Origin of the sequence: Pseudomonas fluorescens (assembly GCF_902497785.1) — a bacterium.
Lineage (GTDB): Bacteria > Pseudomonadota > Gammaproteobacteria > Pseudomonadales > Pseudomonadaceae > Aquipseudomonas > Aquipseudomonas fluorescens_BO.
The window spans coordinates 92568-113090 of the sequence record NZ_CABVHK010000012.1 but is presented as its reverse complement, the minus strand read 5'-3'; the positions used below and the strand labels follow the sequence as shown (position 1 = coordinate 113090).

The following is a 20523-nucleotide window of genomic DNA, read 5'->3' as shown; positions in this document are numbered from 1 at the left end:
GATTGTCCGGTTTGATTCGAGAAGGAATGACACATGACTCAGAAATTCGACGTGGTAGTGATTGGCGCGGGCCCTGGCGGTTACGTGGCTGCCATCAAGGCTGCGCAGCTGGGCCTCTCCACTGCCTGCATCGAGAAATACACCGACAAGGAAGGCAAACTGGCCCTCGGCGGTACTTGCCTGAACGTCGGCTGCATTCCATCCAAGGCGCTGCTGGACAGCTCCTGGAAGTACAAGGAAGCCAAAGAAGGCTTCGCGATCCACGGTATCAATCACGCTGGCGTGACCATGGACGTGGCGGCAATGGTTGGCCGTAAAGCCAACATCGTCAAAGGCCTGACCTCTGGCGTTGCCACCCTGTTCAAGGCCAACGGCGTAACTTCCCTGCAAGGCCACGGCAAACTGCTGGCCGGCAAGAAAGTCGAGCTGACCAAGCCAGACGGCACCGTCGAAATCATCGAAGCCGAGAACGTGATCCTGGCTTCGGGCTCGCGTCCGATCGACATTCCACCGGCTCCGGTTGACCAGAACGTGATCGTCGATTCGACCGGCGCACTGGAATTCCAGACCGTGCCTAAACGCCTGGGCGTTATCGGCGCTGGCGTGATCGGCCTGGAACTGGGTTCGGTCTGGTCGCGTCTGGGTTCCGAAGTCGTGGTTCTGGAAGCCCTGGAGAAGTTCCTGCCAGCAGCTGACGAAGCGGTTTCCAAGGAAGCCTACAAAACCCTGACCAAACAAGGTCTGGACATCAAGCTGGGCGCTCGTGTTACCGGTTCCAAAGTGAGCGGCGACGAAGTCGTGGTGAACTACACCGATGCCAATGGCGAACAGAACATCACGTTCGACAAGCTGATCGTTGCCGTTGGTCGCCGTCCAGTGACCACCGAACTGTTGGCTGCCGACAGCGGTGTGACCATCGACGAGCGCGGTTTCGTGTTCGTTGACGACCAGTGCGCCACCAGCGTGCCGGGCGTTTACGCGATCGGCGACGTGGTTCGCGGCATGATGCTGGCGCACAAGGCGTCCGAAGAAGGCATCATGGTGGTTGAGCGCATCAAGGGCCACAAAGCCCAAATCAACTATGACCTGATCCCGTCTGTTATTTATACTCACCCGGAAATCGCGTGGGTCGGCAAAACCGAGCAGGTCTTGAAGGCTGAAGGCGTTGAAGTTAACGTTGGCACCTTCCCGTTCGCCGCCAGTGGCCGTGCCATGGCCGCCAACGATACCGGCGGTTTCGTGAAAGTCATTGCCGATGCCAAGACTGACCGCGTACTGGGCGTCCACGTGATTGGCCCGAGCGCTGCAGAACTGGTTCAGCAGGGCGCGATCGGCATGGAGTTCGGCACCAGCGCTGAAGACCTGGGCATGATGGTTTTCTCCCATCCGACCCTGTCTGAAGCACTGCACGAAGCAGCTTTGGCAGTGAATGGCGGCGCCATCCACATCGCCAACCGCAAGAAGCGTTAAGACAATAAGAAACCACGGCGGAGTGGCCCGTCGTGAGCCTTGCATGCAAGTCTCACCGCGGAATATCCGCTGGACGCAGCCTTGCGTAGTTGCACCGGTTGTCCGGAAAGGCTACGCAAGCAGCAGTCACAGGTGGTGCGGCACTGAACAAGTGCAGCACCGAATGCGCAGTACCTAACGAAGACGGTAATAAGCATGAATCTTCACGAGTATCAGGGTAAGCAGCTGTTCGCTGAATACGGCCTGCCAGTATCCCAGGGTTTCGCCGTAGACACCCCGGAAGCAGCAGCAGAAGCGTGCGACAAGATCGGCGGGACCGAGTGGGTTGTCAAAGCCCAGGTTCACGCAGGTGGTCGCGGTAAAGCGGGCGGCGTTAAGCTGGTTCGCAGCAAAGAAGACGCCAAAGCATTCGCTCAGCAGTGGCTGGGCAAGCGTCTGGTGACTTACCAGACTGATGCCAATGGTCAGCCAGTCACCAAGATCCTGGTTGAGTCGTGCACTGATATCGCTAAAGAGCTGTACCTGGGCGCTGTCGTTGACCGTTCGAGCCGTCGCATCGTGTTCATGGCTTCCACCGAAGGTGGCGTGGACATCGAGAAAATCGCTCACGACACCCCTGAGAAAATCCTCAAGGCCACTATCGATCCACTGGTTGGCGCTCAGCCATTCCAGGGTCGCGAGCTGGCATTCCAGCTGGGTCTGGAAGGCAAGCAAGTTGCCCAGTTCGCCAAGATCTTCGTAGGTCTGGCCAAGCTGTTCAAGGATCACGACCTGGCTCTGCTGGAAGTGAACCCGCTGGTGATCAAGGCTGACGGCGATCTGCATTGCCTCGACGCCAAGATCAACATCGACGCCAACGCCATGTACCGTCAGCCTAAGCTGAAGACTTTCCACGATCCGTCGCAAGACGATCCGCGCGAAGCGCACGCTGCCAAGTTCGAACTGAACTACGTAGCGCTGGAAGGCAACATCGGTTGCATGGTCAACGGTGCTGGCCTGGCCATGGGTACCATGGACATCGTCAACCTGCATGGCGGCAAACCAGCCAACTTCCTCGACGTGGGCGGCGGTGCTACCAAAGAACGCGTGACCGAAGCGTTCAAGATCATCCTGTCCGACACTAACGTCGCTGCAGTATTGGTCAACATCTTCGGCGGCATCGTTCGTTGCGACATGATTGCCGAAGGCATCATCGGCGCAGTGAAAGAAGTCGGCGTGAAAATCCCGGTTGTTGTTCGCCTTGAAGGCAACAACGCTGAGCTGGGCGCTAAAGTACTGGCAGAAAGCGGTTTGAACATCATCGCTGCTACCAGCCTGACCGACGCTGCTCAACAAGTCGTTAAAGCTGCGGAGGGCAAATAATGAGCGTCCTGATCAATAAAGACACCAAAGTTATCTGCCAGGGTATTACCGGTTCGCAAGGTAGTTTCCACACCCAGCAAGCCATCGAATACGGCACCAAGATGGTTGGCGGCGTAACTCCGGGCAAAGGCGGCACCGAGCACCTGGGTCTGCCAGTGTTCAACACCGTGAAAGACGCTGTAGCTAAAACTGGCGCCACTGCCAGCGTGATCTACGTTCCAGCTCCTTTCTGCAAGGACTCCATCCTGGAAGCAGCGTTCGGCGGCATCAAGCTGATCGTTTGCATCACTGAAGGCATTCCTACCCTGGACATGCTGGATGCCAAGGTCAAGTGCGACGAACTGGGCGTAGTCCTGATCGGTCCTAACTGCCCAGGCGTGATCACTCCAGGCGAATGCAAGATCGGCATCATGCCAGGTCACATTCACTTGCCAGGCAAGGTCGGTATCGTTTCCCGTTCCGGCACCCTGACCTACGAAGCTGTGAAGCAGACCACTGACGCCGGTTTCGGTCAGTCGACTTGCGTCGGCATCGGCGGTGACCCGATCCCGGGTTCGAACTTCATCGACATCCTGAAGCTGTTCCAGGAAGACCCGAAGACCGAAGCGATCGTGATGATCGGTGAGATCGGCGGTTCGGCTGAAGAAGAAGCGGCTGCCTACATCAAGGCACACGTGACCAAGCCGGTTGTTTCCTACATCGCTGGTGTGACTGCCCCTGCGGGCAAGCGCATGGGCCATGCTGGCGCAATCATCTCTGGCGGCAAAGGCACTGCAGACGAGAAGTTCGCTGCCCTGGAAGACGCAGGCGTGAAAACCGTGCGTTCGCTGGCAGACATCGGCAAGGCTTTGTCCGAGCTGACCGGTTGGGCGATCAAGTAAGCCTCGCGCTTAGCTTGTAACTCTGCTGACAAAGGCCACCTTCGGGTGGCCTTTGTTGTTTCTGACGATCAAAAGATCGCAGCCTTCGGCAGCTCCTACATGGGATCGCATTTCCCGTAGGAGCTGCCGAAGGCTGCGATCTTTTGATCTTTTTAATACGTAAACGCGACACAAAAATGTCGTAGATCGGAATGTTCGCCCCCTAACAGTGCGTTTGTCGGCCAAATTCGTTAGGCTAACCGCCATTTTTGCGTCCGCGTCCCACAAGGAAGCTTCGCGCTAAAGGGTCGGTTCTATGCGGATCGACAGCATTTCCCTCACCCAAAAGGGAAATCCCTCTCTAAATTCCGATTCAGTAGTGTGGTATTTCCTTAATGAAAGTGTTGAAAGGCCAGGACATCCTGGCACTTGGTTTTATGACGTTTGCCCTGTTTGTCGGGGCTGGCAATATCATCTTCCCGCCTATCGTCGGTTTGCAGTCCGGGCCCCATGTCTGGATGGCGGCGCTGGGCTTTCTGATCACCGCGGTCGGTCTGCCGGTGATCACCGTAGTCGCCCTGGCCAAGGTCGGCGGCGCGATGGATGCCCTGAGCAGCCCGATCGGCAAGATCGCCGGCGGCGTGTTGGCCGCCGCGTGCTATCTGGCGGTCGGCCCGCTGTTCGCGACGCCGCGCACGGCGACCGTATCGTTTGAAGTCGGCCTGGCGCCGCTGACCGGCGAAAGTCCGCTGGCGCTGTTCCTCTACAGCTCGGTGTATTTCCTGCTGGTGTTCTTCATCTCTTTGTACCCGGGCCGTTTGCTCGACACCGTTGGTCGTTTCCTCGCACCGTTGAAGATCATCGCCCTGGCCGTGCTCGGCATCGCTGCGTTCGCATTGCCCGCCGGTGATATCGGCGTCGCGACTCCGGAGTACGTCGCAGCACCGTTTTCCCAAGGCTTCATCAATGGTTACCTGACCATGGATACCCTGGGTGCGCTGGTGTTCGGCATCGTCATCGTCAACGCCATTCGCTCCCGTGGCGTCGATTCTCCGGCGCTGATCACCCGTTACGCGATCATCGCCGGGCTGATTGCCGGTGTCGGTCTGGCGCTGGTGTACGTCAGCCTGTTCCGTCTCGGTTCGGGCAGCCATGAGGTGGCGGCCGGCGCCACCAACGGCGCGGCTGTGCTGCACGCCTATGTTCAACACACCTTTGGTTCGTTGGGCAGTGGTTTCCTCGCGGTACTGATCTCGCTGGCGTGCCTGGTGACGGCGGTCGGTCTGACCTGCGCCTGTGCCGAATACTTCAGCCGCGTGCTGCCACTGTCCTACAAGACATTGGTGATCATCCTTGCTGCATTCTCGTTGCTGGTGTCCAACCTGGGCCTGACCAATCTGATCGCGTTCTCGATCCCGGTACTCACGGCGATCTATCCGCCGTGCATCGTCCTGGTGGCGCTGAGCTTTTGTAAGGATTTCTGGAATGAGCAAAGCCGCATCGTCGGCCCGGTGATGCTGGTGTCGTTCATCATCGGCCTGGTCGACGCGCTCAAGGGCGCAGGGCTGGCAGGATGGATGCCGGCGCCGCTGACGACGCTGCCGCTGAGCGAGCAAGGCCTGGCGTGGCTGGTGCCGTCGGTCATGACGCTGGTCTTTGTGGCCGCTTGTGACCGCGCGATGGGTAAGCGCCGCGCCGCGATTGCCTAGATCGCTTCACCACTTGCCACAAGCGGGTGATGAGCAAAAATAGAAATGCCCCGTATCAATCGATACGGGGCATTTTTTATGGGCATGATGCAGTGTCTTTTTCCATGCGCTAACGTCGAAGCATTGCAAAAAAACCATGTGGGAGCGAGCTTGCTCGCGATGGGTGCATAACATTCCGTACAGGTGTTGGCTGAAAGTCCGCTATCGCGAGCAAGCTCGCTCCCACAGTTTTGCCTTTGCCACTACATCACAAGGACCTGCATGTCGTTTATCCAAGCCAACCTGATCCACATCCTCGCCGCCGTCTGGTTCGCCATTTGCTGGGGCGGGTACACCCGTTATGCGACGTGGAAGGGCCGCGACACCGCGTGCCTGGCCAGCGTGCTGCACCTGTATCGCGAAGACTGGATGCGCCGGATGCTGCTGCGCGACAACCGCATCGCCGACGCCAGTGTGGTGGGCAACCTCGAACGCAACGCCTCGTTCTTCGCATCGAGCACGCTGATTATCCTCGCCGGTATTCTCACCGTGCTGGGCGCGTCGGAACGGGCGGTGTCGTTGCTGGCGGATATCCCGATGGTGCAACAGGCTTCGCAGGGGATGTCGGAGATCAAGTTACTGTGCCTGGCGATGGTGTTTGTGTATGCGTTCTTCACCTTCAGCTGGTGCATGCGCCAGTACAACTTCGCGGCCATCCTGATCGGGTCGGCGCCGATGGTCGGCGAGCGCCATGTCTCGGAGCAGGAGCGCAAAGCCTTCGCGGCACGTGCGGCGCGTGTCATCTCAATGGCAGCCAACCAGTTCAACTTTGGCCTGCGGTCCTATTACTTCGGCATGACCATGCTCGCCTGGTTCGTCAGCCCGTGGCTGTTCATGTTGATGAGTACCGGCGTGGTGCTGGTGCTCTATCGCCGCGAGTTTCATTCCGACGTTCTCGACGTGATGGTCTATACCCCTACAGAGGCGCCATTGCCTGACGCGAACAAGGAGGCCGCTTGATGAGTATTCCGTTCTGGTGTGTGTTTATCAGTGCCTTGCTGATTTACGTGGCACGCATGCCGGTGGCCAAGGCCATGAAGGAGCAGGGCGGTTACAACAATCACCTGCCTCGTCAGCAACAGGCCCAGCTCACCGGTTTCGGAGCCCGGGCACTGGCGGCGCATCAAAACAGTATTGAAGCGTTCATCCTGTTTGCGGTGGGGGTGTTGATGGCGCACACCACGCAGACGGCGGGGTGGCTGATTGATACGCTCGCCATTATCTTCGTGATTACCCGAGTGATTTATTTGTTGTGTTACTGGGGTGATCTCGCCTGGCAGCGAAGTCTGGTGTGGTTCGTCGGACTAGTGTGTTCGCTGTTATTGATGATTAGTCCGACTTTTAAAACCATTTTGCTCTAAGAGCGCAAATGACAGGCAAAAGAAAACCCGCACCAGGCGGGTTTTCCTTACCACGCTAAAAACCGTATTAGTTTTTAGGTGCTTCTTTTGCAGCTGCTTCGTTCGATTCAGCCTGAGCTTTGGCAGCTTCGGCGTTTTCTTTTGCAGCGTCGTTCACTTTATCCTGAGCTTTGTTCATGTCTTGCTGAGCTTGCTCAGCATGTTCGTTGGCATCTTGAGCTTTGTCCTCGGATTTTTTATCGCAGGCTGCGAGACCGAGGGAAGCGGTCAACATCAAGGCAATAGCTAAAGTCTTACGCATGGGGTGTTTCTCCTTATGGAATATATCTACTGGCCTTTCGAGCACAGCCGCCAAGGTTAAGTTCCTCAATTCGCTCAGATATATAAGATTATTCTTACCGGAACTTTTAGCTCGCACGCCAAGTGCGATTTCGCAACACTATCAAGAGTGTTTCCCAGATGGCCGAAACCCCCGTTTTTGAGCGTGCGACGCGATTTTTATCGGCGTTGCCGCACTGTCAGGTACTCGGACTTCGAGTTCACAATGCCAACGGCGACGGACTAACGGTCGTCTTGCCATACAGCCCGCAAATTGTCGGCAACCCGCTGACCGGCGTGATCCATGGCGGGGCTCTGACGACCCTGATGGACACCGCGTGCGGCATGTCGACCCTGTGCGTGCTGCCCGAATTCGAAGTCTGCCCGACGCTCGATCTGCGCATCGACTACATGCACGCCGCCGAGCCGCATAAAGACGTGTACGGCTTTGCCCAGTGCTATCGCGTCACCACCGACGTGATCTTTGCCCGTGGTTTTGCCTATCAGGACGACCCCGACCAGCCGATTGCCCATGTGGTGGGCACATTTATGCGCATGGGCAAGGCCGTCAAGGGCACCAAAGGCTTTGGTGGCGTCATCGCCGGAGGCGCGAAATGAGCGACAACTTCAAGGAACAACTGCAAATGGCCCACGAGCAGGGCGACTACGCCTCGCTGCTGCACTTGATTCCCTACGCCAAATTGATTGGTATCGAATGCTCGCGGGTCGGAGATGATCTGTTGTTTCGCCTGCCAACCAACAAGCACAACATTGGCAACCCTTTGTTGCCGGCGATCCACGGCGGAGTGATTGCCGGGTTCATGGAGCTGTCCGCCGCCTTGCACTTGCTGATTCTTACGGGTTCGCCCGGCGTGCCGAAGATTATCGATTTCTCCCTCGATTACTTGCGAGCGGGGCAGTTTCGTGACACCTGGGCCAAATGTCAGGTGTGTCGTCAGGGGCGGCGTGTGGCAAACGTTGCGGTGACCGCCTGGCAAACCACCGAATCCGAGCCCATCGCCACGGCCCGCGCCCATTTCAAAATCGATGAGCCCTTGAAATCCTGAACCGAGCCCCCAACTTTGATGACAACCCGCCGCCGACCCTCTAGGTCGTGGCCACTGCCATCTGATTGGAGTTTGATAACCATGAGTGTGGAAACTCAAAAGGAAACCCTGGGCTTCCAGACCGAGGTGAAGCAACTGCTGCACCTCATGATCCATTCGCTGTATTCCAACAAGGAAATTTTCCTTCGCGAATTGATCTCGAACGCCTCTGACGCTGTCGACAAATTACGTTTCGAAGCCCTGTCCAAGCCTGAGTTGCTGGAAGGTGGCGCCGAGCTGAAAATCCGTGTGAGCTTCGACAAGGACGCTAAAACCGTCACCCTCGAAGACAACGGTATCGGCATGAGCCGTGAAGATGCGATCACCCACCTGGGCACGATCGCCAAATCCGGCACTGCTGATTTCATGAAGCATCTGTCTGGCGACCAGAAGAAAGATTCGCACCTGATCGGTCAATTCGGTGTCGGTTTCTACTCGGCCTTCATCGTTGCCGATAAAGTCGACGTGTTCAGCCGTCGTGCCGGTGCTGCCGCCAGCGAAGGCGTGCATTGGTCGTCCAAAGGCGAGGGTGATTTCGAAGTCGCCACGGTCGAGAAAGCCGAACGCGGCACCCGCATCGTGCTGCACCTCAAGTCCGGTGAAGATGAATTCGCCGATGGCTGGCGCCTGCGCAACATCATCAAGAAGTACTCCGACCACATCGCTTTGCCCATCGAGTTGCCGAAAGAAGTGGCGGCTGTCGAGGGTGAAGAGACGCCTGCCGTTGAGTGGGAAACCGTCAACCGCGCCAGCGCCCTGTGGACTCGTCCTCGCACCGAGATCAAGGACGAGGAATACCAGGAGTTCTACAAGCACATCGCTCACGATTTCGAAAACCCGCTGAGCTGGAGCCACAACAAGGTCGAAGGCAAGCTCGAGTACAGCTCGCTGCTTTATGTACCGACCCGCGCTCCGTTCGACCTGTACCAGCGTGAAGCGCCGAAAGGCCTGAAGCTGTACGTGCAGCGTGTGTTCGTCATGGATCAGGCTGAGTCGTTCCTGCCGCTGTACCTGCGCTTCATCAAAGGCGTGGTCGATTCCAACGACCTGTCGTTGAACGTGTCGCGGGAAATCCTGCAGAAGGACCCGATCATCGACTCCATGAAGTCGGCGCTGACCAAGCGCGTGCTGGACATGCTGGAGAAGTTGGCAAAGAACGAGCCTGAGCAATACAAAGGCTTCTGGAAAAACTTCGGTCAGGTCATGAAAGAAGGCCCGGCAGAAGATTTCGCCAACAAAGAGAAAATCGCTGGCCTGCTGCGTTTCGCTTCCACTCAGGGCGAAGAAGGCGAGCAAGTCGTGGGTCTTGCTGAATACCTGGCACGCGCCAAGGAAGGTCAGGACAAGATCTACTACCTGACCGGCGAAACCTACGCCCAAGTCAAAAACAGCCCGCACCTGGAAGTCTTCCGCAAGAAAGGCATCGAAGTGCTGCTGCTGACCGACCGCATCGACGAGTGGCTGATGAGCTACTTGAGCGACTTCGACGGCAAGAGCTTTGTCGACGTGGCCCGCGGTGACCTTGACCTGGGCAACCTGGATTCGGAAGAAGACAAGAAAGCCGCTGAAGAAGTCGCCAAGTCCAAAGAAGGTCTGGTTGAGCGTCTGAAAACCGCACTGGGCGATTCGGTTGCTGAAGTGCGGGTTTCCCACCGTCTGACCGATTCCCCGGCGATTCTGGCCATTGGCGAACAGGACCTGGGTATGCAAATGCGGCAGATCCTCGAAGCCAGCGGGCAGAAAGTGCCGGATTCGAAGCCGATCTTCGAATTCAACCCGGCTCACCCACTGATCGAGAAGCTCGACAATGAGCAGAGCGACGAGCGCTTCGGCGACCTCTCGCACATTCTCTTCGATCAGGCGGCCCTGGCGGCCGGCGACAGCTTGAAAGACCCGGCCGCGTACGTGCGCCGTCTCAACAAGCTGTTGGTTGAACTGTCGGTTTAACCTCGCTGTACAAAAAACCCGCTTCGGCGGGTTTTTTTATTCCGGTCAGACCGCAAACCTGTAGGAGCCGGCTTGCTGGCGATAGCGATCTTGAGGGCGCTATCGCCAGCAAGCCGGCTCCTACAATGGGTCAGGGCAACTCGATTCTTTCGCTTTCCCCGGCACGGTAGGCCAATCTCCGGCCGCCCAGCGCCGGCGCGCTTCGTCAATCGCCGCCGGATCGCTCGCCACAAAATTCCAGTTGATCCTTCGCGGCCCATCCAGCGGCGCGCCTCCGAACAACACCGCATGACAATCGCTCTCGGCGAACAGCGTCATTTCCTCCCCGGCAGGCAACACCACCAGCGAATGCGGCTCTATTGACTCGCCATCGAGCTGCACCTCGCCGTCGAGCACATACAGCGCCCGCTCTTCATGCTCCGTGGGAATCAGCAGCGTGGTCGCCGTTTGCAGGTGCAGTTCCGCATACAACGTAGGAGAAAGCACCGGAACCGGGGATTTCAGGCAAAAGCCTGACCCGGCAATCATCCGGATCTTTACGCCCAGGTTATCGCTGACCGGTAATGTCGCTGCCGGGTGATGGCTGTAGTGTCCCGGCCCCTGTTCATGATCCTTGGGCGATGCCAGCCAGATCTGTAACCCGTGCATCGTGAAGCCGCTTTTCTTCAGCGCCTGGGGCGTGCGTTCGACGTGGGCAATCGCGCTGCCGGCGGTCATCCAGCTCACGTCACCGGCGCTCACCACTTGATCCGAGCCCAGGCTGTCCTTGTGCTGCAGTTGCCCTTCGAACAGGTAAGTCAGCGTGGACAGCCCGATGTGCGGGTGCTGGCGGATATCCATGCCTTTACCGGCCGGATAGCGGGTTTCGAGCATGTGGTCGAAAAACACGAAAGGCCCGACGCTGCGGCATTTGGCTGATGGCAGCGGGCGAAGAATCGGTTGGCCTTCTACGTCTTCGGTGCGGGGGCGGATCACGAGCGGAGTGTTCATGGTGCGTTCCAGGCTGAGCGGGCGATGCGTGGAGCATAACCCGCTGACCTGGCCCTTGCCGCTATTGGCTGAAGGCGCCTTCGGACAGATGGGTTTCGATGCTGACGTCGGTGGTGGTCATCAGCTTGTGCACCGGGCAACGATCGGCGACGCGGTGCAGTTCATCGCGCTGGGCATCGGTGAGTACACCCTTGAGGGTCAGTTTGACGTGCAGCGCGTATTTGCCTTTCTGTTCTTCACTGTTGTCGCGTTTGACCTCGACCGTGACACCGGTCAGGGGGATGTCTTTCTTCTTCGCATACATCTTCAACGTCAGGGCCTTGCAGGCGCCGAGTGCGGCGTCGAAGTAGTCATGCGGCTCCGGCGCCGAGCCTTCACCGCCAGCGGAGGTGGGCGCATCGGCAAAGAGTTCATGCTCATCGATTTGTACGCTGTGGCGAAATCCTTCGGCGGAAACGGTATTGACGGTGACTGTCATCGGAAACCTCGGCGGTAGGAAAAGTCATTTGATCAAAAAAGACCTTGAAGTTATAGAGCATTGCGCCGGTAACGCGTTCCACTTTCTTGTCGGGTGAACCCTGATCGCCGCACTGCGGTCTACGCTGTTCCTGACTTCCGGAGATCGCCCGTGCCCTTGAACCGCTTGAGTCTCGCCTGTTTGTGGGTGTTCGGCAGCGCCTATGCCGACGCCCGCGAATATGCCTACAGCGACGCCCACCTGCATTACGTGGATTTTTTCCAGGAAACCGCGGGCATGCCGAAACTGCTCGCGGCCATGGCGGACAATCGCATCGAGCATGTGATGATTTCCGGCATTCCGGTGGCCAAGAAATGGCACGAGGACGAACCCAAACGCCCGCGTTATTACGCGGGTGATGATGCCGACGCCTATTGGTACAGCGCGACGGACACGATCGTCGCCGCTGCGGTCAATAAGCTGCCACCCGAACAGCGTCAGCACTTTCATCCGTTTCTGTCAGGCTTCAACCCCAATGACAAAAACTCCGCGGCGCATATCCAGCGCATGCTCGATCTCAATCCGGGGTTGTGGCAGGGCATCGGCGAAGTCTTCACCCGCCATGACGACCTGACTGCGCTGACGTCCGGGGATACGCCGAGGGCGAATAACGAGGCGATGACCAGAATCTATCACCTCGCCGCCGAGAACGACTTGCCGGTGATGCTGCATTCGAACATCACTTCCAAGCGTGAGAAAAATCCGCTGTACCTCGCGGAAATCGAAGAACCCTTGCGCAACCACCCGCACACCCGGTTTATCTGGGCTCATGCGGGCACCAGTGCGGAGATTCATCGGCACCAGACCGAGCTGGATTTTCTCTTGCCGACCCTGACGCGCATGCTTGAGTCATACCCCAACCTGTTTATAGACCTGTCCTGGAGCCTGCTCACGCCTTATCTGCTGGATGATCAGGGAAAGCCTCGCCAGGAATGGTTGCAGCTGGTGGAGCGCTTCCCGGAGCGCTTCATGATCGGTTCGGACGCGGTAGGGCGTTTCAACAAACTGGGTAAGGAAATCCACAGCTTTGATCCGTTTCTCGACGCCCTGCCGGAGAATGTCGCCAGAAAAGTCGCACGGGATAACTTCCTCTCCATCCTCCCGCGTACAGTCGCTAAATAAATCACAGCCCCTGTGGCGAGGGAGCTTGCTCCCGCTGGGTCGCGAAGCGGCCCCAAAAAAAGGACTGCTGCGCAGCCCAGCGGGAGCAAGCTCCCTCTCCACAGGAATTCAAGGCAAAAAAAGCCCCGCGTTTGCGGGGCTTTTCATGTCGCGATGGATCAGTTGCCTTTGACAGCCTTGCCGTTGACCGTGCCGTCGAGGAGCATGATGTTGTACTCCTTGCCGTCGGTTTCGACCTGTTGCAGGCGGACCAGCAAATAATCCCAGTCCTTGGCGAACCACAACACGGTGATGCGCTTGCTTTGTGTCGGATCGCGCACGCGCTCGACCTTGATCGCATCGATCTGGCCAGCCTTGGTGTCGACTTTTTCCGAACCCAGCACGCGGAAGTCATACGTATCGACTTCGCCATCATCGACCACCTGATAGCTCATGCTCTTCTTGCCAGCGGCCACGTCATGTTGCAGGGCCAACTGGTAAGTGGATTTGTCGACCATGCCGCGATTGAGCGGGATCTTGACCGCGTCACCACGGTCGGTGCCAGTGACCATTTTGGTGGTCCAGTCGAAGTCCAGGTCAGCCTTTTTGGCTTTGCCCAGGCCACCGCGTTCGAAGTGGTAGGACTGTGGCAGCAGGGTGTCTTTGTCCAGGGTCAGGGTGCTTTCTTCGCTCAGGCTGGCGATCATCATCGACGCCTTGAAGCTGAGCTTCCACACACCGTTGGCTTGCTTGGTCAGGCTGCGCTCGGCGGTGCCGCTCATGGGCAGCTGCTTCCAGTCGGCGGTGTAGCTGGCGGAGAAAGGTTGAAGTTCCGCAGCCTGCGCGAAAGGCAGGGCGAGCAGAGCGCAAGCGAAGAGCAGGGCGCGACGCATAAAATCTCCTAGGTTCGAATCAAGTGGCCGCTGGCCGCGAGTAACGTGCCGTCCAGTAAAGCACCCTGTTCGCCGAGTGATAAACGACCTTCGGCAAACCAGCGTACGGCCATCGGGTAGATCAAGTGTTCCTGGGTGTGAACTCGCTGCGCCAGACTTTGCGGCGAATCGTGCAACTCTACCGGTATTACTGCCTGTACGACCAGTGGTCCGCCATCGAGTTCCTCGGTGACAAAGTGCACGGAACAGCCGTGTTCAGCGTCGCCGGCCTCCAGCGCGCGCTGATGGGTGTGTAACCCTTTGTATTTGGGCAGTAGCGAGGGGTGGATGTTGAGCAGGCGACCCGCGTAGTGGCGCACGAAGTCAGCGCTGAGAATGCGCATGAAACCGGCCAGGACCACGAGTTTGGGATTGAAGGTGTCAATCAGTTCGATCAGCGCAGCATCGAAGGCTTCGCGGCCCTCGAAAGCCTTGTGATCCAGGGAGCGGGTGGCGATACCCGCGTCCCTGGCGCGTTGCAGGCCGTAGGCGTCGGCGCGGTTGGAAATCACCGCAGCGATGCGAACCGGGCTGTCGCCGGTCCGCGTGCTGTCGATCAAGGCCTGCAAGTTACTGCCGGTGCCGGACAACAGCACCACCACATCACAGGTCTGGGACATCAATGAGCCTTGAGGTTCTTCAGATCAACCTGAGCTGCGCCTTCGGCAGCGGTGGAAATCTGACCGATCACCCAAGGTTGTTCGCCGGCTTCACGCAACACGTTCAGCGCGGTTTCAACGTGCTCTTGAGCCACGCAGATGACCATGCCGACGCCGCAGTTCAGTACGCGGTGCATTTCGTTTTCGTCGACGTTGCCTTTTTCTTGCAGCCAGTCGAACACGGCAGGGCGGGTCCAGCTGGCGACGTCAACCACCGCTTGTGCGCCTTTTGGCAGGACGCGCGGGATGTTGTCGAGCAGGCCGCCACCGGTGATGTGCGCCATCGCTTTTACAGCGCCGGTTTCTTTGATCAGCTTGAGCAACGGCTTGACGTAGATGCGGGTCGGCGCCATCAGCAGGTCGGTCAGCGGTTTGCCGTCGAGCTGGATGTTCTCGATGTCGGCACCGGACACTTCGATGATCTTGCGGATCAACGAGTAGCCGTTGGAGTGCGGGCCGGAGGACGGCAGGGCGAGCAGGGCATCGCCGGCAGCGACTTTCGAACCGTCGATGATTTCGGATTTTTCCACGACGCCGACGCAGAAGCCGGCCAGGTCGTAGTCTTCGCCTTCGTACATGCCCGGCATTTCTGCGGTTTCGCCGCCGACCAGGGAGCAGCCGGACAGTTCGCAGCCTGCGCCGATGCCGGTGACGACCTGGGTCGCGGTTTCGACGTTGAGCTTGCCGGTGGCGTAGTAGTCGAGGAAGAACAGCGGCTCGGCGCCACAGACCACCAGGTCGTTGACGCACATGGCGACGAGGTCGATGCCGATGCTGTCGTGTTTGTTCAGGTTCAGCGCCAGACGCAGCTTGGTGCCGACGCCGTCGGTGCCGGAAACCAGTACAGGCTGCTTGTAGCCGGCCGGGATTTCGCAGAGGGCGCCGAAACCGCCCAGGCCGCCCATGACTTCCGGGCGCGCAGTGCGCTTGGCGACGCTCTTGATGCGTTCGACCAATGCTTCACCGGCGTCGATGTCTACACCGGCGTCCTTGTAGCTCAGGGAGGGTTGCTTGCTCATGATCCAGGCCTTTAGGGGGGATTCAGGGGTAACGACCGAGTCCAGCGGGACCGCCGAAACGGCGTAGGCGAAAGCCTTGCGCGCTGTTCCGACACTGCCCGGCTGTTGCCGGTCTGCGAAGGCGCGCGATTTTATCAGGCTTGAAGGGCAGCGGCCATCCTCAGGCCGACAGCAGGGGCATATCGACACAAAAAAACCGCGATTGCCCGTGTTGGTCGCTTGCCGCATGGCTGTATAAGGTAACGCGATTAACCGTCTATCGTTATGGCAGTGCGAAAAACTTAACCGGGACCTGTGAATGTTTTGCGTCGGGCGAGGGTCACAGCCTTGCTCGTTTGCCTTCATGCGGTCAGTTCCAGCCGCTCTTGTCGTCAGGAATCTTCCATGCGTTTTTTCAGATCATTGTTTGTAGGCTGTTTGTCTCTGGCCAGCCTGGCGAGTCATGCCGACACCGTCAAAGGCCTTTATCAGGTGCGCGAGCCGGTCACCAGTCAGACGGCCGAGGAGCGCGATCAAGCCACCCAGCGCGCGCTCGATACGCTGGTGCTGCGCCTGACCGGCGATCCCAAGGCTGCGCAAAGCCCGGGCCTGGCGGCGATTCGCAAGGATCCGCAGCAGATCATCAGTCAATTCGGTTTCGACGCCGGCCCCCCGGAAGTGCTGAAGGTCGATTTCGACCCGGCCAGCACCTCGCAGGCGTTGCGCCGTGCGGGCCTGTCATTGTGGGGCGCGAACCGGCCGTCGATCCTGACGTGGTGGCTGAACGACTCAACCGAGGCCTCGAGTCTGGTCGGTGATGGCCAGGCCGCTGCTGCGCCATTGCGTCGCGCGGCTCAACATCGCGGTCTGCCGCTGCGCCTGCCGCTGGCGGACTTGAGCGAGCAACTGGTGGCCACGGCACCGACGCTTGAAGGTGCAGATGCGGCGCCGTTGCGCGCGGCGTCGGAGCGTTACAACGCTGACGGCTTGCTTGCCGTACACGCCCGGGAAGAGGGCGGCCAATGGCAGGCTAAATGGCAATTGTGGCTCGGAGACAAAAAGGAGGCGGGCAGCGTGCAGGGCGCGGATCAGGTGGCGGTGGCGGATGCGGTGATGCTGGCGGTCAACCAGCGACTGGCGCCACGCTTTGTGGTCAAGCCGGGCGCTGCGGGCGAGCAATTGCTCGAAGTGCAAGGCATGAACCTGGAACGCTATGCCACGCTCGGACGTTTGCTCGAGCCGTTTGGCGCGCGTCTGCAAAGTGTTGACGCTGACCGGATTCTTTACCGGGTCAACGGCAGCGCTGAACAGTTGCGCTCGCAGCTGTCGCTGGCGAAGTTGCAAGAGGTTCCGGCCGGTGAAGCGCCTGCCCCTGCGACGCCCATGCAACCGGTGGCCGAAGGTTCTGCCCCTGTCATCGCGCCTACGCCGGCACCGGTGCCGCAGCTGCGGTTCCGTTGGTAAGGTTTTCTTTCTTTATATAGATGCATATGGAGTGGTACATGGCCGATTCGCGGCGTTGGTTCTGGTTCGGTGGGGTTGTTCTGCTCTGCGTGTTTGTCTGGTTGTTGCATTCGATTCTGACGCCGTTTCTGGTGGCGTTGCTGTTGGCCTATCTGTTTGACCCGCTGGTGGATCGGCTGGAAAAAGCCGGGCTGTCGCGGACCTGGGGCGTGGTCGCGGTGTTTGCACTGTTTACCCTGATTTTTACCGCGTTGTTACTGGTGCTGGTGCCGATGCTCGCCAAGCAGTTGTTCCGCCTGTACGAACTGGCGCCGCAGATGCTCGACTGGTTGCAAAACACCGCACTGCCGTGGGCGCAATCGAAGTTCGGGCTGTCGGATGGTTTCTGGAAATTCGACAAACTCAAAGCGGCGATCAGCGAGCACATGGGCCAGACCACCGACATCGTTGGTGTGGTGCTGAGTCAGGCGACGGCTTCCGGCCTTGCGTTGATTGGTTTACTGGCCAATCTGGTGCTGATCCCGGTGGTGAGTTTTTACCTCTTGCGTGACTGGGACGTGATGATGGCCAAGATTCGCAGTCTGCTGCCACGCAATCGTGAAGAGCGGGTTGTGACCCTGGCGGGGGAATGCCATGAGGTGCTTGGGGCGTTCGTCCGCGGGCAGTTACTGGTAATGGTGGCACTGGGCGTGATCTATTCGGCCGGCCTGATGCTGGTCGGGCTGGAGCTGGGGCTGCTGATCGGGATGATTGCCGGCCTGGCCGCGATCGTGCCGTACATGGGGTTTGTGATCGGGATTGGTGCGGCGTTGATTGCCGGACTGTTTCAGTTCGGGGGTGACTTGTACCCCATGGTTGGCATCGTTGCGGTGTTCATGGTCGGTCAGGCGCTGGAAGGGATGGTGCTGACGCCGTGGCTGGTCGGAGACCGGATTGGCCTGCACCCGGTGGCGGTGATCTTCGCGATCCTGGCCGGCGGTGAGCTCTTCGGATTCACTGGCGTATTGCTGGCGCTGCCGGTGGCGGCGGTGATCATGGTGCTCGTGCGCCATATGCAGGATTTGTATAAGGATTCGGACATCTACAGTGGCTCTGATGGCCTTGAGTTATAGAGCGCATTGACGGCACGCTTCGCGCAGCCCGGTTCATCGCCGGACTGCCCCGTAATCCCGCGCTGCTGTCAGATGTGCCGTCAAAGAAACGCCCGTGAAACTGCTGTGATAACGCAAACCTTTGATTTTGCTTATGGTCTGTCGCATTGTGCGGCCGGCGTCACGGGTATAAACTTCGCAAACTTTACACAGAGGCCACTAACGGTTCCTTTGGAACTGTTCAGTCAGCATGAAACCGATTCAGCTGCCCCTAGGTGTGCGTCTGCGTGACGACGCTACCTTTATCAATTACTACCCAGGCGCCAATGCCGCTGCACTCGGCTATGTCGAGCGGCTTTGCGAAGCCGACGCCGGCTGGACCGAAAGCCTGATTTATCTGTGGGGCAAGGACGGGGTAGGGCGCACGCATCTGCTGCAGGCGGCCTGCCTGCGCTTCGAACAGATGGGGGAGCCGGCGGTGTATCTGCCGTTGGCCGAGCTACTGGATCGCGGCACCGAAATCCTCGACAACCTTGAACAATACGAACTGGTCTGCCTCGACGATCTGCAAGCGGTCGCCGGGCGTGCGGATTGGGAAGAGGCGTTGTTTCATTTGTTCAACCGCCTGCGAGACAGCGGTCGGCGCCTGCTGATTGCTGCATCGACGTCGCCGCGCGAGTTGCCGGTGAAGCTGGCTGACTTGAAATCGCGCCTGACCCTGGCGCTGATCTTCCAGATGCGACCGCTGTCCGACGAGGACAAGCTGCGTGCGCTGCAACTTCGTGCGTCCCGTCGCGGACTGCACCTGACCGACGAGGTCGGGCATTTTATTCTGACCCGGGGAACGCGCAGCATGAGCGCGCTGTTCGAATTGCTTGAACAGCTCGACCAGGCCTCCCTCCAGGCTCAGCGCAAGCTGACCATCCCGTTCCTGAAGGAAACGCTGGGCTGGTGAAACCCTTGTTTTTCGCGGGACTCGGCAGATTTCAGGCGCCATTAAATCCGCTTTCCTACAAGGTGCAGGCTGCGTAAACGTCTAGAACGGGCTTAAGCGCTTAGATGTCAGCGCGGAACCGGGAAGTCACATTAAGTTCGATTGAATTTGCAAATGAGGATGATAGCGGGCATAGTCGCGGCTTCTTAGAACTATCAGCCACGGTCGTGCCCATGCTAAATCGCTTTGCACCCCTCGTGCCCCTCGCACTCGTCACCCTGTTGTTCGGTTGCGCTGCCCACTCCCCAGTGTCCGAGCAAGCGCCGCAACAGCAGGTTAAAAATTCCGTTACTGCGCAATCCTCTTCCGTTTTGTTCGAAGAAGATCTCGACGCACAAGGCACTGCTACCGATAAAGAGCTGGCAGCTTTCGCCGACGGCAAGTCCTACCAGCTCCCAGTGTTGGCCGACAGCATCCTCGAACGCGGCATGTCCCTGATCGGTACCCGTTACCGTTTCGGCGGCACTTCCGAGGCCGGCTTCGATTGCAGCGGTTTCATCGGTTACCTGTTCCGTGAAGAGGCCGGCATGAACCTGCCGCGCTCCACTCGCGAAATGATCAACGTCGACGCGCCACTGGTAGCTCGCAGTGCGCTCAAGCCGGGCGACCTGCTGTTCTTCGCCACCAACGGCCGTCGCGGTCGTGTCAGTCATGCCGGGATCTACCTCGGTGACAACCAGTTCATCCACTCCAGCAGCCGCAAAAGCGGTGGCGTTCGGGTCGATAACCTGGGCGACAGCTACTGGAGCAAGACTTTCATCGAAGCCAAGCGCGCACTTGCGATGGCCCCGACTGTGGTCACGGCACGCAAGTAACGCTTCAGCCGGTCGCCACGCTGATGGCGACCACTCTGCAACAGAGTAGACGGACAACTTGTAAGGCGAACTTAAAGTCTTACTTGAAGTTTGGCCGATAGCCGCTAGAATCCTGATCTATTATTGATGGCAAACCGCCTGCGTCCTGCGCAGGCGGTTTTCTTTTCTGCCGTGTCGGCAGGAAAAGCCGCAGCCAGATCAGGATGTTCTGCTAATGACGATGTCGGCCCGCCTCGCAATCATGTTCTTCGCAGCGCTGCTCAGCGCCTGCGCCAGCCGCACACCGCCACCGGCGCCGGTGGTTCGCGCGCCAATCGTGTTCAGTTCCGCCCAACCTTTTTCGCCTCAGGCAGAAGACGTGCTCTTTCGCGCCTTGGGCCTGGTCGGCACGCCTTATCGCTGGGGCGGCAACACGCCGGATTCGGGATTTGATTGCAGTGGTTTGATCGGCTATGTCTACCATGATGTCGCCGGTATTTCGCTGCCACGTACCACGCGGGAAATGATCGGCATGCAGGCGGCGAATGTCGGCAAGGAAGGTCTGCAAACCGGTGACCTGATTTTCTTCGCCACCAACGGCGGCTCCCAAGTCAGCCACGCCGGGATCTACGTCGGCGAAGGCCGCTTCGTTCATGCGCCGGCCACGGGTGGCACGGTGAAGCTCGACAGCTTGTCCAAGGCGTATTGGCAGAAAGCCTACCTGAGTGCCAAACGTGTCCTGCAGCCAGAGCATCTGGCGCGCAATCCTTAGTTTCGAGCGGCCGTTGGGCGATGGCGATAACCCCTGTGG

20 protein-coding genes and 1 pseudogene are annotated in these 20523 nt (G+C 58.8%); 15 read left to right on the top strand and 6 right to left on the bottom strand.

What is annotated here, in order from left to right; translation table 11 throughout:
• Positions 1-33 precede the first annotated feature (33 nt).
• The 6 genes from lpdA to F8N62_RS18855 all read left to right on the top strand — a co-directional run bounded on the left by lpdA (position 34) and on the right by F8N62_RS18855 (position 6801).
• Entirely contained in the window at positions 34-1470 is a 1437-nt protein-coding gene (gene lpdA / locus F8N62_RS18880) for a dihydrolipoyl dehydrogenase (protein WP_150712094.1), read from the top strand.
• Between the two features lie 195 nt (positions 1471-1665).
• Positions 1666-2832, top strand: coding sequence for an ADP-forming succinate--CoA ligase subunit beta (gene sucC / locus F8N62_RS18875; RefSeq protein WP_008148602.1), 1167 nt, complete (start codon positions 1666-1668; stop codon positions 2830-2832).
• Positions 2832-3713 (top strand): succinate--CoA ligase subunit alpha, encoded by an 882-nt coding sequence (gene sucD / locus F8N62_RS18870; protein WP_150712093.1) that lies wholly within the window; start codon positions 2832-2834, stop codon positions 3711-3713. The genes sucC and sucD overlap by 1 nt, the downstream gene beginning before the upstream one ends.
• Positions 3714-4087: 374 nt before the next feature.
• Positions 4088-5401, top strand: a complete 1314-nt coding sequence (brnQ, locus tag F8N62_RS18865) for a branched-chain amino acid transport system II carrier protein (RefSeq protein ID WP_150712092.1) — start codon at positions 4088-4090, stop codon at positions 5399-5401.
• A gap of 261 nt (positions 5402-5662) precedes the next feature.
• Entirely contained in the window at positions 5663-6400 is a 738-nt protein-coding gene (locus tag F8N62_RS18860; protein ID WP_150712091.1) for a DUF599 domain-containing protein, read from the top strand.
• Complete coding sequence (locus F8N62_RS18855; protein ID WP_150712090.1) at positions 6400-6801, top strand: MAPEG family protein; 402 nt, start codon at positions 6400-6402, stop codon at positions 6799-6801. The genes F8N62_RS18860 and F8N62_RS18855 overlap by 1 nt, the downstream gene beginning before the upstream one ends.
• A 67-nt stretch (positions 6802-6868) precedes the next feature.
• Here the strand turns inward: F8N62_RS18855 and F8N62_RS18850 are convergent, their stop codons facing one another.
• The gene (locus F8N62_RS18850; RefSeq protein WP_150712089.1) at positions 6869-7102 is read right to left on the bottom strand and encodes a hypothetical protein; all 234 of its coding nucleotides are present in this window, start codon (positions 7100-7102) and stop codon (positions 6869-6871) included.
• Positions 7103-7260: 158 nt separating this feature from the next.
• Here F8N62_RS18850 and F8N62_RS18845 point away from each other — a divergent pair, with 158 nt between their 5' ends.
• From F8N62_RS18845 to htpG, 3 genes are all read left to right on the top strand, one after another.
• Positions 7261-7737, top strand: coding sequence for a PaaI family thioesterase (locus F8N62_RS18845; RefSeq protein ID WP_150712088.1), 477 nt, complete (start codon positions 7261-7263; stop codon positions 7735-7737).
• Positions 7734-8186: a PaaI family thioesterase gene (locus F8N62_RS18840; protein WP_150712087.1), complete on the top strand. Its 453-nt coding sequence runs from the start codon at positions 7734-7736 to the stop codon at positions 8184-8186. Before F8N62_RS18845 ends, F8N62_RS18840 begins: the two co-directional genes overlap by 4 nt.
• An 81-nt stretch (positions 8187-8267) precedes the next feature.
• Entirely contained in the window at positions 8268-10172 is a 1905-nt protein-coding gene (htpG, locus tag F8N62_RS18835) for a molecular chaperone HtpG (protein ID WP_150712086.1), read from the top strand.
• 130 nt (positions 10173-10302) lie between these two features.
• Here htpG and F8N62_RS18830 read toward each other — a convergent pair.
• A pseudogene (locus F8N62_RS18830) lies at positions 10303-11162 on the bottom strand (pirin family protein).
• 61 nt (positions 11163-11223) lie between these two features.
• The gene (locus tag F8N62_RS18825) at positions 11224-11640 is read right to left on the bottom strand and encodes an OsmC family protein (protein ID WP_150712084.1); all 417 of its coding nucleotides are present in this window, start codon (positions 11638-11640) and stop codon (positions 11224-11226) included.
• Positions 11641-11790: 150 nt separating this feature from the next.
• Between F8N62_RS18825 and F8N62_RS18820 the strand changes: the two genes are divergently transcribed.
• A complete protein-coding gene (locus tag F8N62_RS18820) occupies positions 11791-12801 on the top strand; it encodes an amidohydrolase family protein (protein ID WP_150712083.1) in 1011 nt (336 codons plus the stop codon).
• Between the two features lie 158 nt (positions 12802-12959).
• On the opposite strand, the gene F8N62_RS18815 is transcribed toward F8N62_RS18820, so the two are convergent.
• The 3 genes from F8N62_RS18815 to purM are packed head-to-tail and all read right to left on the bottom strand — an operon-like array spanning position 12960 to position 15390.
• Positions 12960-13673: a DUF3108 domain-containing protein gene (locus F8N62_RS18815; protein WP_150712082.1), complete on the bottom strand. Its 714-nt coding sequence runs from the start codon at positions 13671-13673 to the stop codon at positions 12960-12962.
• A gap of 8 nt (positions 13674-13681) precedes the next feature.
• The gene (purN, locus tag F8N62_RS18810) at positions 13682-14332 is read right to left on the bottom strand and encodes a phosphoribosylglycinamide formyltransferase (RefSeq protein WP_150712081.1); all 651 of its coding nucleotides are present in this window, start codon (positions 14330-14332) and stop codon (positions 13682-13684) included.
• Entirely contained in the window at positions 14332-15390 is a 1059-nt protein-coding gene (gene purM, locus F8N62_RS18805; RefSeq protein WP_150712080.1) for a phosphoribosylformylglycinamidine cyclo-ligase, read from the bottom strand. The genes purN and purM overlap by 1 nt, the downstream gene beginning before the upstream one ends.
• Before the next feature lie 384 nt (positions 15391-15774).
• Here purM and F8N62_RS18800 point away from each other — a divergent pair, with 384 nt between their 5' ends.
• The 5 genes from F8N62_RS18800 (at position 15775) to F8N62_RS18780 (ending at position 20484) form a co-directional block, all read left to right on the top strand.
• Positions 15775-16833, top strand: a complete 1059-nt coding sequence (locus F8N62_RS18800; RefSeq protein ID WP_150712079.1) for a DUF2066 domain-containing protein — start codon at positions 15775-15777, stop codon at positions 16831-16833.
• A 38-nt stretch (positions 16834-16871) separates the two neighbouring features.
• Entirely contained in the window at positions 16872-17945 is a 1074-nt protein-coding gene (locus F8N62_RS18795) for an AI-2E family transporter (protein WP_150712078.1), read from the top strand.
• A 229-nt stretch (positions 17946-18174) separates the two neighbouring features.
• Positions 18175-18879, top strand: coding sequence for a DnaA regulatory inactivator Hda (gene hda, locus F8N62_RS18790; RefSeq protein ID WP_150712077.1), 705 nt, complete (start codon positions 18175-18177; stop codon positions 18877-18879).
• 212 nt (positions 18880-19091) lie between these two features.
• The gene (locus F8N62_RS18785; protein WP_150712076.1) at positions 19092-19733 is read left to right on the top strand and encodes a C40 family peptidase; all 642 of its coding nucleotides are present in this window, start codon (positions 19092-19094) and stop codon (positions 19731-19733) included.
• A 214-nt stretch (positions 19734-19947) separates the two neighbouring features.
• Positions 19948-20484, top strand: coding sequence for a C40 family peptidase (locus tag F8N62_RS18780; protein WP_150712075.1), 537 nt, complete (start codon positions 19948-19950; stop codon positions 20482-20484).
• Positions 20485-20523: the final 39 nt, after the last annotated feature.

What these genes read in the sequence shown, in the direction of transcription:
- lpdA (WP_150712094.1), top strand. Translation starts at nt 34, where the DNA reads ATGACTCAGAAATTCGACGTGGTAGTGATTGGCGCGGGCCCTGGCGGT.
- sucC (WP_008148602.1), top strand. Translation starts at nt 1,666, where the DNA reads ATGAATCTTCACGAGTATCAGGGTAAGCAGCTGTTCGCTGAATACGGC.
- sucD (WP_150712093.1), top strand. Translation starts at nt 2,832, where the DNA reads ATGAGCGTCCTGATCAATAAAGACACCAAAGTTATCTGCCAGGGTATT.
- brnQ (WP_150712092.1), top strand. Translation starts at nt 4,088, where the DNA reads ATGAAAGTGTTGAAAGGCCAGGACATCCTGGCACTTGGTTTTATGACG.
- F8N62_RS18860 (WP_150712091.1), top strand. Translation starts at nt 5,663, where the DNA reads ATGTCGTTTATCCAAGCCAACCTGATCCACATCCTCGCCGCCGTCTGG.
- F8N62_RS18855 (WP_150712090.1), top strand. Translation starts at nt 6,400, where the DNA reads ATGAGTATTCCGTTCTGGTGTGTGTTTATCAGTGCCTTGCTGATTTAC.
- F8N62_RS18850 (WP_150712089.1), bottom strand. Translation starts at nt 7,102, where the DNA reads ATGCGTAAGACTTTAGCTATTGCCTTGATGTTGACCGCTTCCCTCGGT.
- F8N62_RS18845 (WP_150712088.1), top strand. Translation starts at nt 7,261, where the DNA reads ATGGCCGAAACCCCCGTTTTTGAGCGTGCGACGCGATTTTTATCGGCG.
- F8N62_RS18840 (WP_150712087.1), top strand. Translation starts at nt 7,734, where the DNA reads ATGAGCGACAACTTCAAGGAACAACTGCAAATGGCCCACGAGCAGGGC.
- htpG (WP_150712086.1), top strand. Translation starts at nt 8,268, where the DNA reads ATGAGTGTGGAAACTCAAAAGGAAACCCTGGGCTTCCAGACCGAGGTG.
- F8N62_RS18825 (WP_150712084.1), bottom strand. Translation starts at nt 11,640, where the DNA reads ATGACAGTCACCGTCAATACCGTTTCCGCCGAAGGATTTCGCCACAGC.
- F8N62_RS18815 (WP_150712082.1), bottom strand. Translation starts at nt 13,673, where the DNA reads ATGCGTCGCGCCCTGCTCTTCGCTTGCGCTCTGCTCGCCCTGCCTTTC.
- purN (WP_150712081.1), bottom strand. Translation starts at nt 14,332, where the DNA reads ATGTCCCAGACCTGTGATGTGGTGGTGCTGTTGTCCGGCACCGGCAGT.
- purM (WP_150712080.1), bottom strand. Translation starts at nt 15,390, where the DNA reads ATGAGCAAGCAACCCTCCCTGAGCTACAAGGACGCCGGTGTAGACATC.
- F8N62_RS18800 (WP_150712079.1), top strand. Translation starts at nt 15,775, where the DNA reads ATGCGTTTTTTCAGATCATTGTTTGTAGGCTGTTTGTCTCTGGCCAGC.
- F8N62_RS18795 (WP_150712078.1), top strand. Translation starts at nt 16,872, where the DNA reads ATGGCCGATTCGCGGCGTTGGTTCTGGTTCGGTGGGGTTGTTCTGCTC.
- hda (WP_150712077.1), top strand. Translation starts at nt 18,175, where the DNA reads ATGAAACCGATTCAGCTGCCCCTAGGTGTGCGTCTGCGTGACGACGCT.
- F8N62_RS18785 (WP_150712076.1), top strand. Translation starts at nt 19,092, where the DNA reads ATGCTAAATCGCTTTGCACCCCTCGTGCCCCTCGCACTCGTCACCCTG.
- F8N62_RS18780 (WP_150712075.1), top strand. Translation starts at nt 19,948, where the DNA reads ATGACGATGTCGGCCCGCCTCGCAATCATGTTCTTCGCAGCGCTGCTC.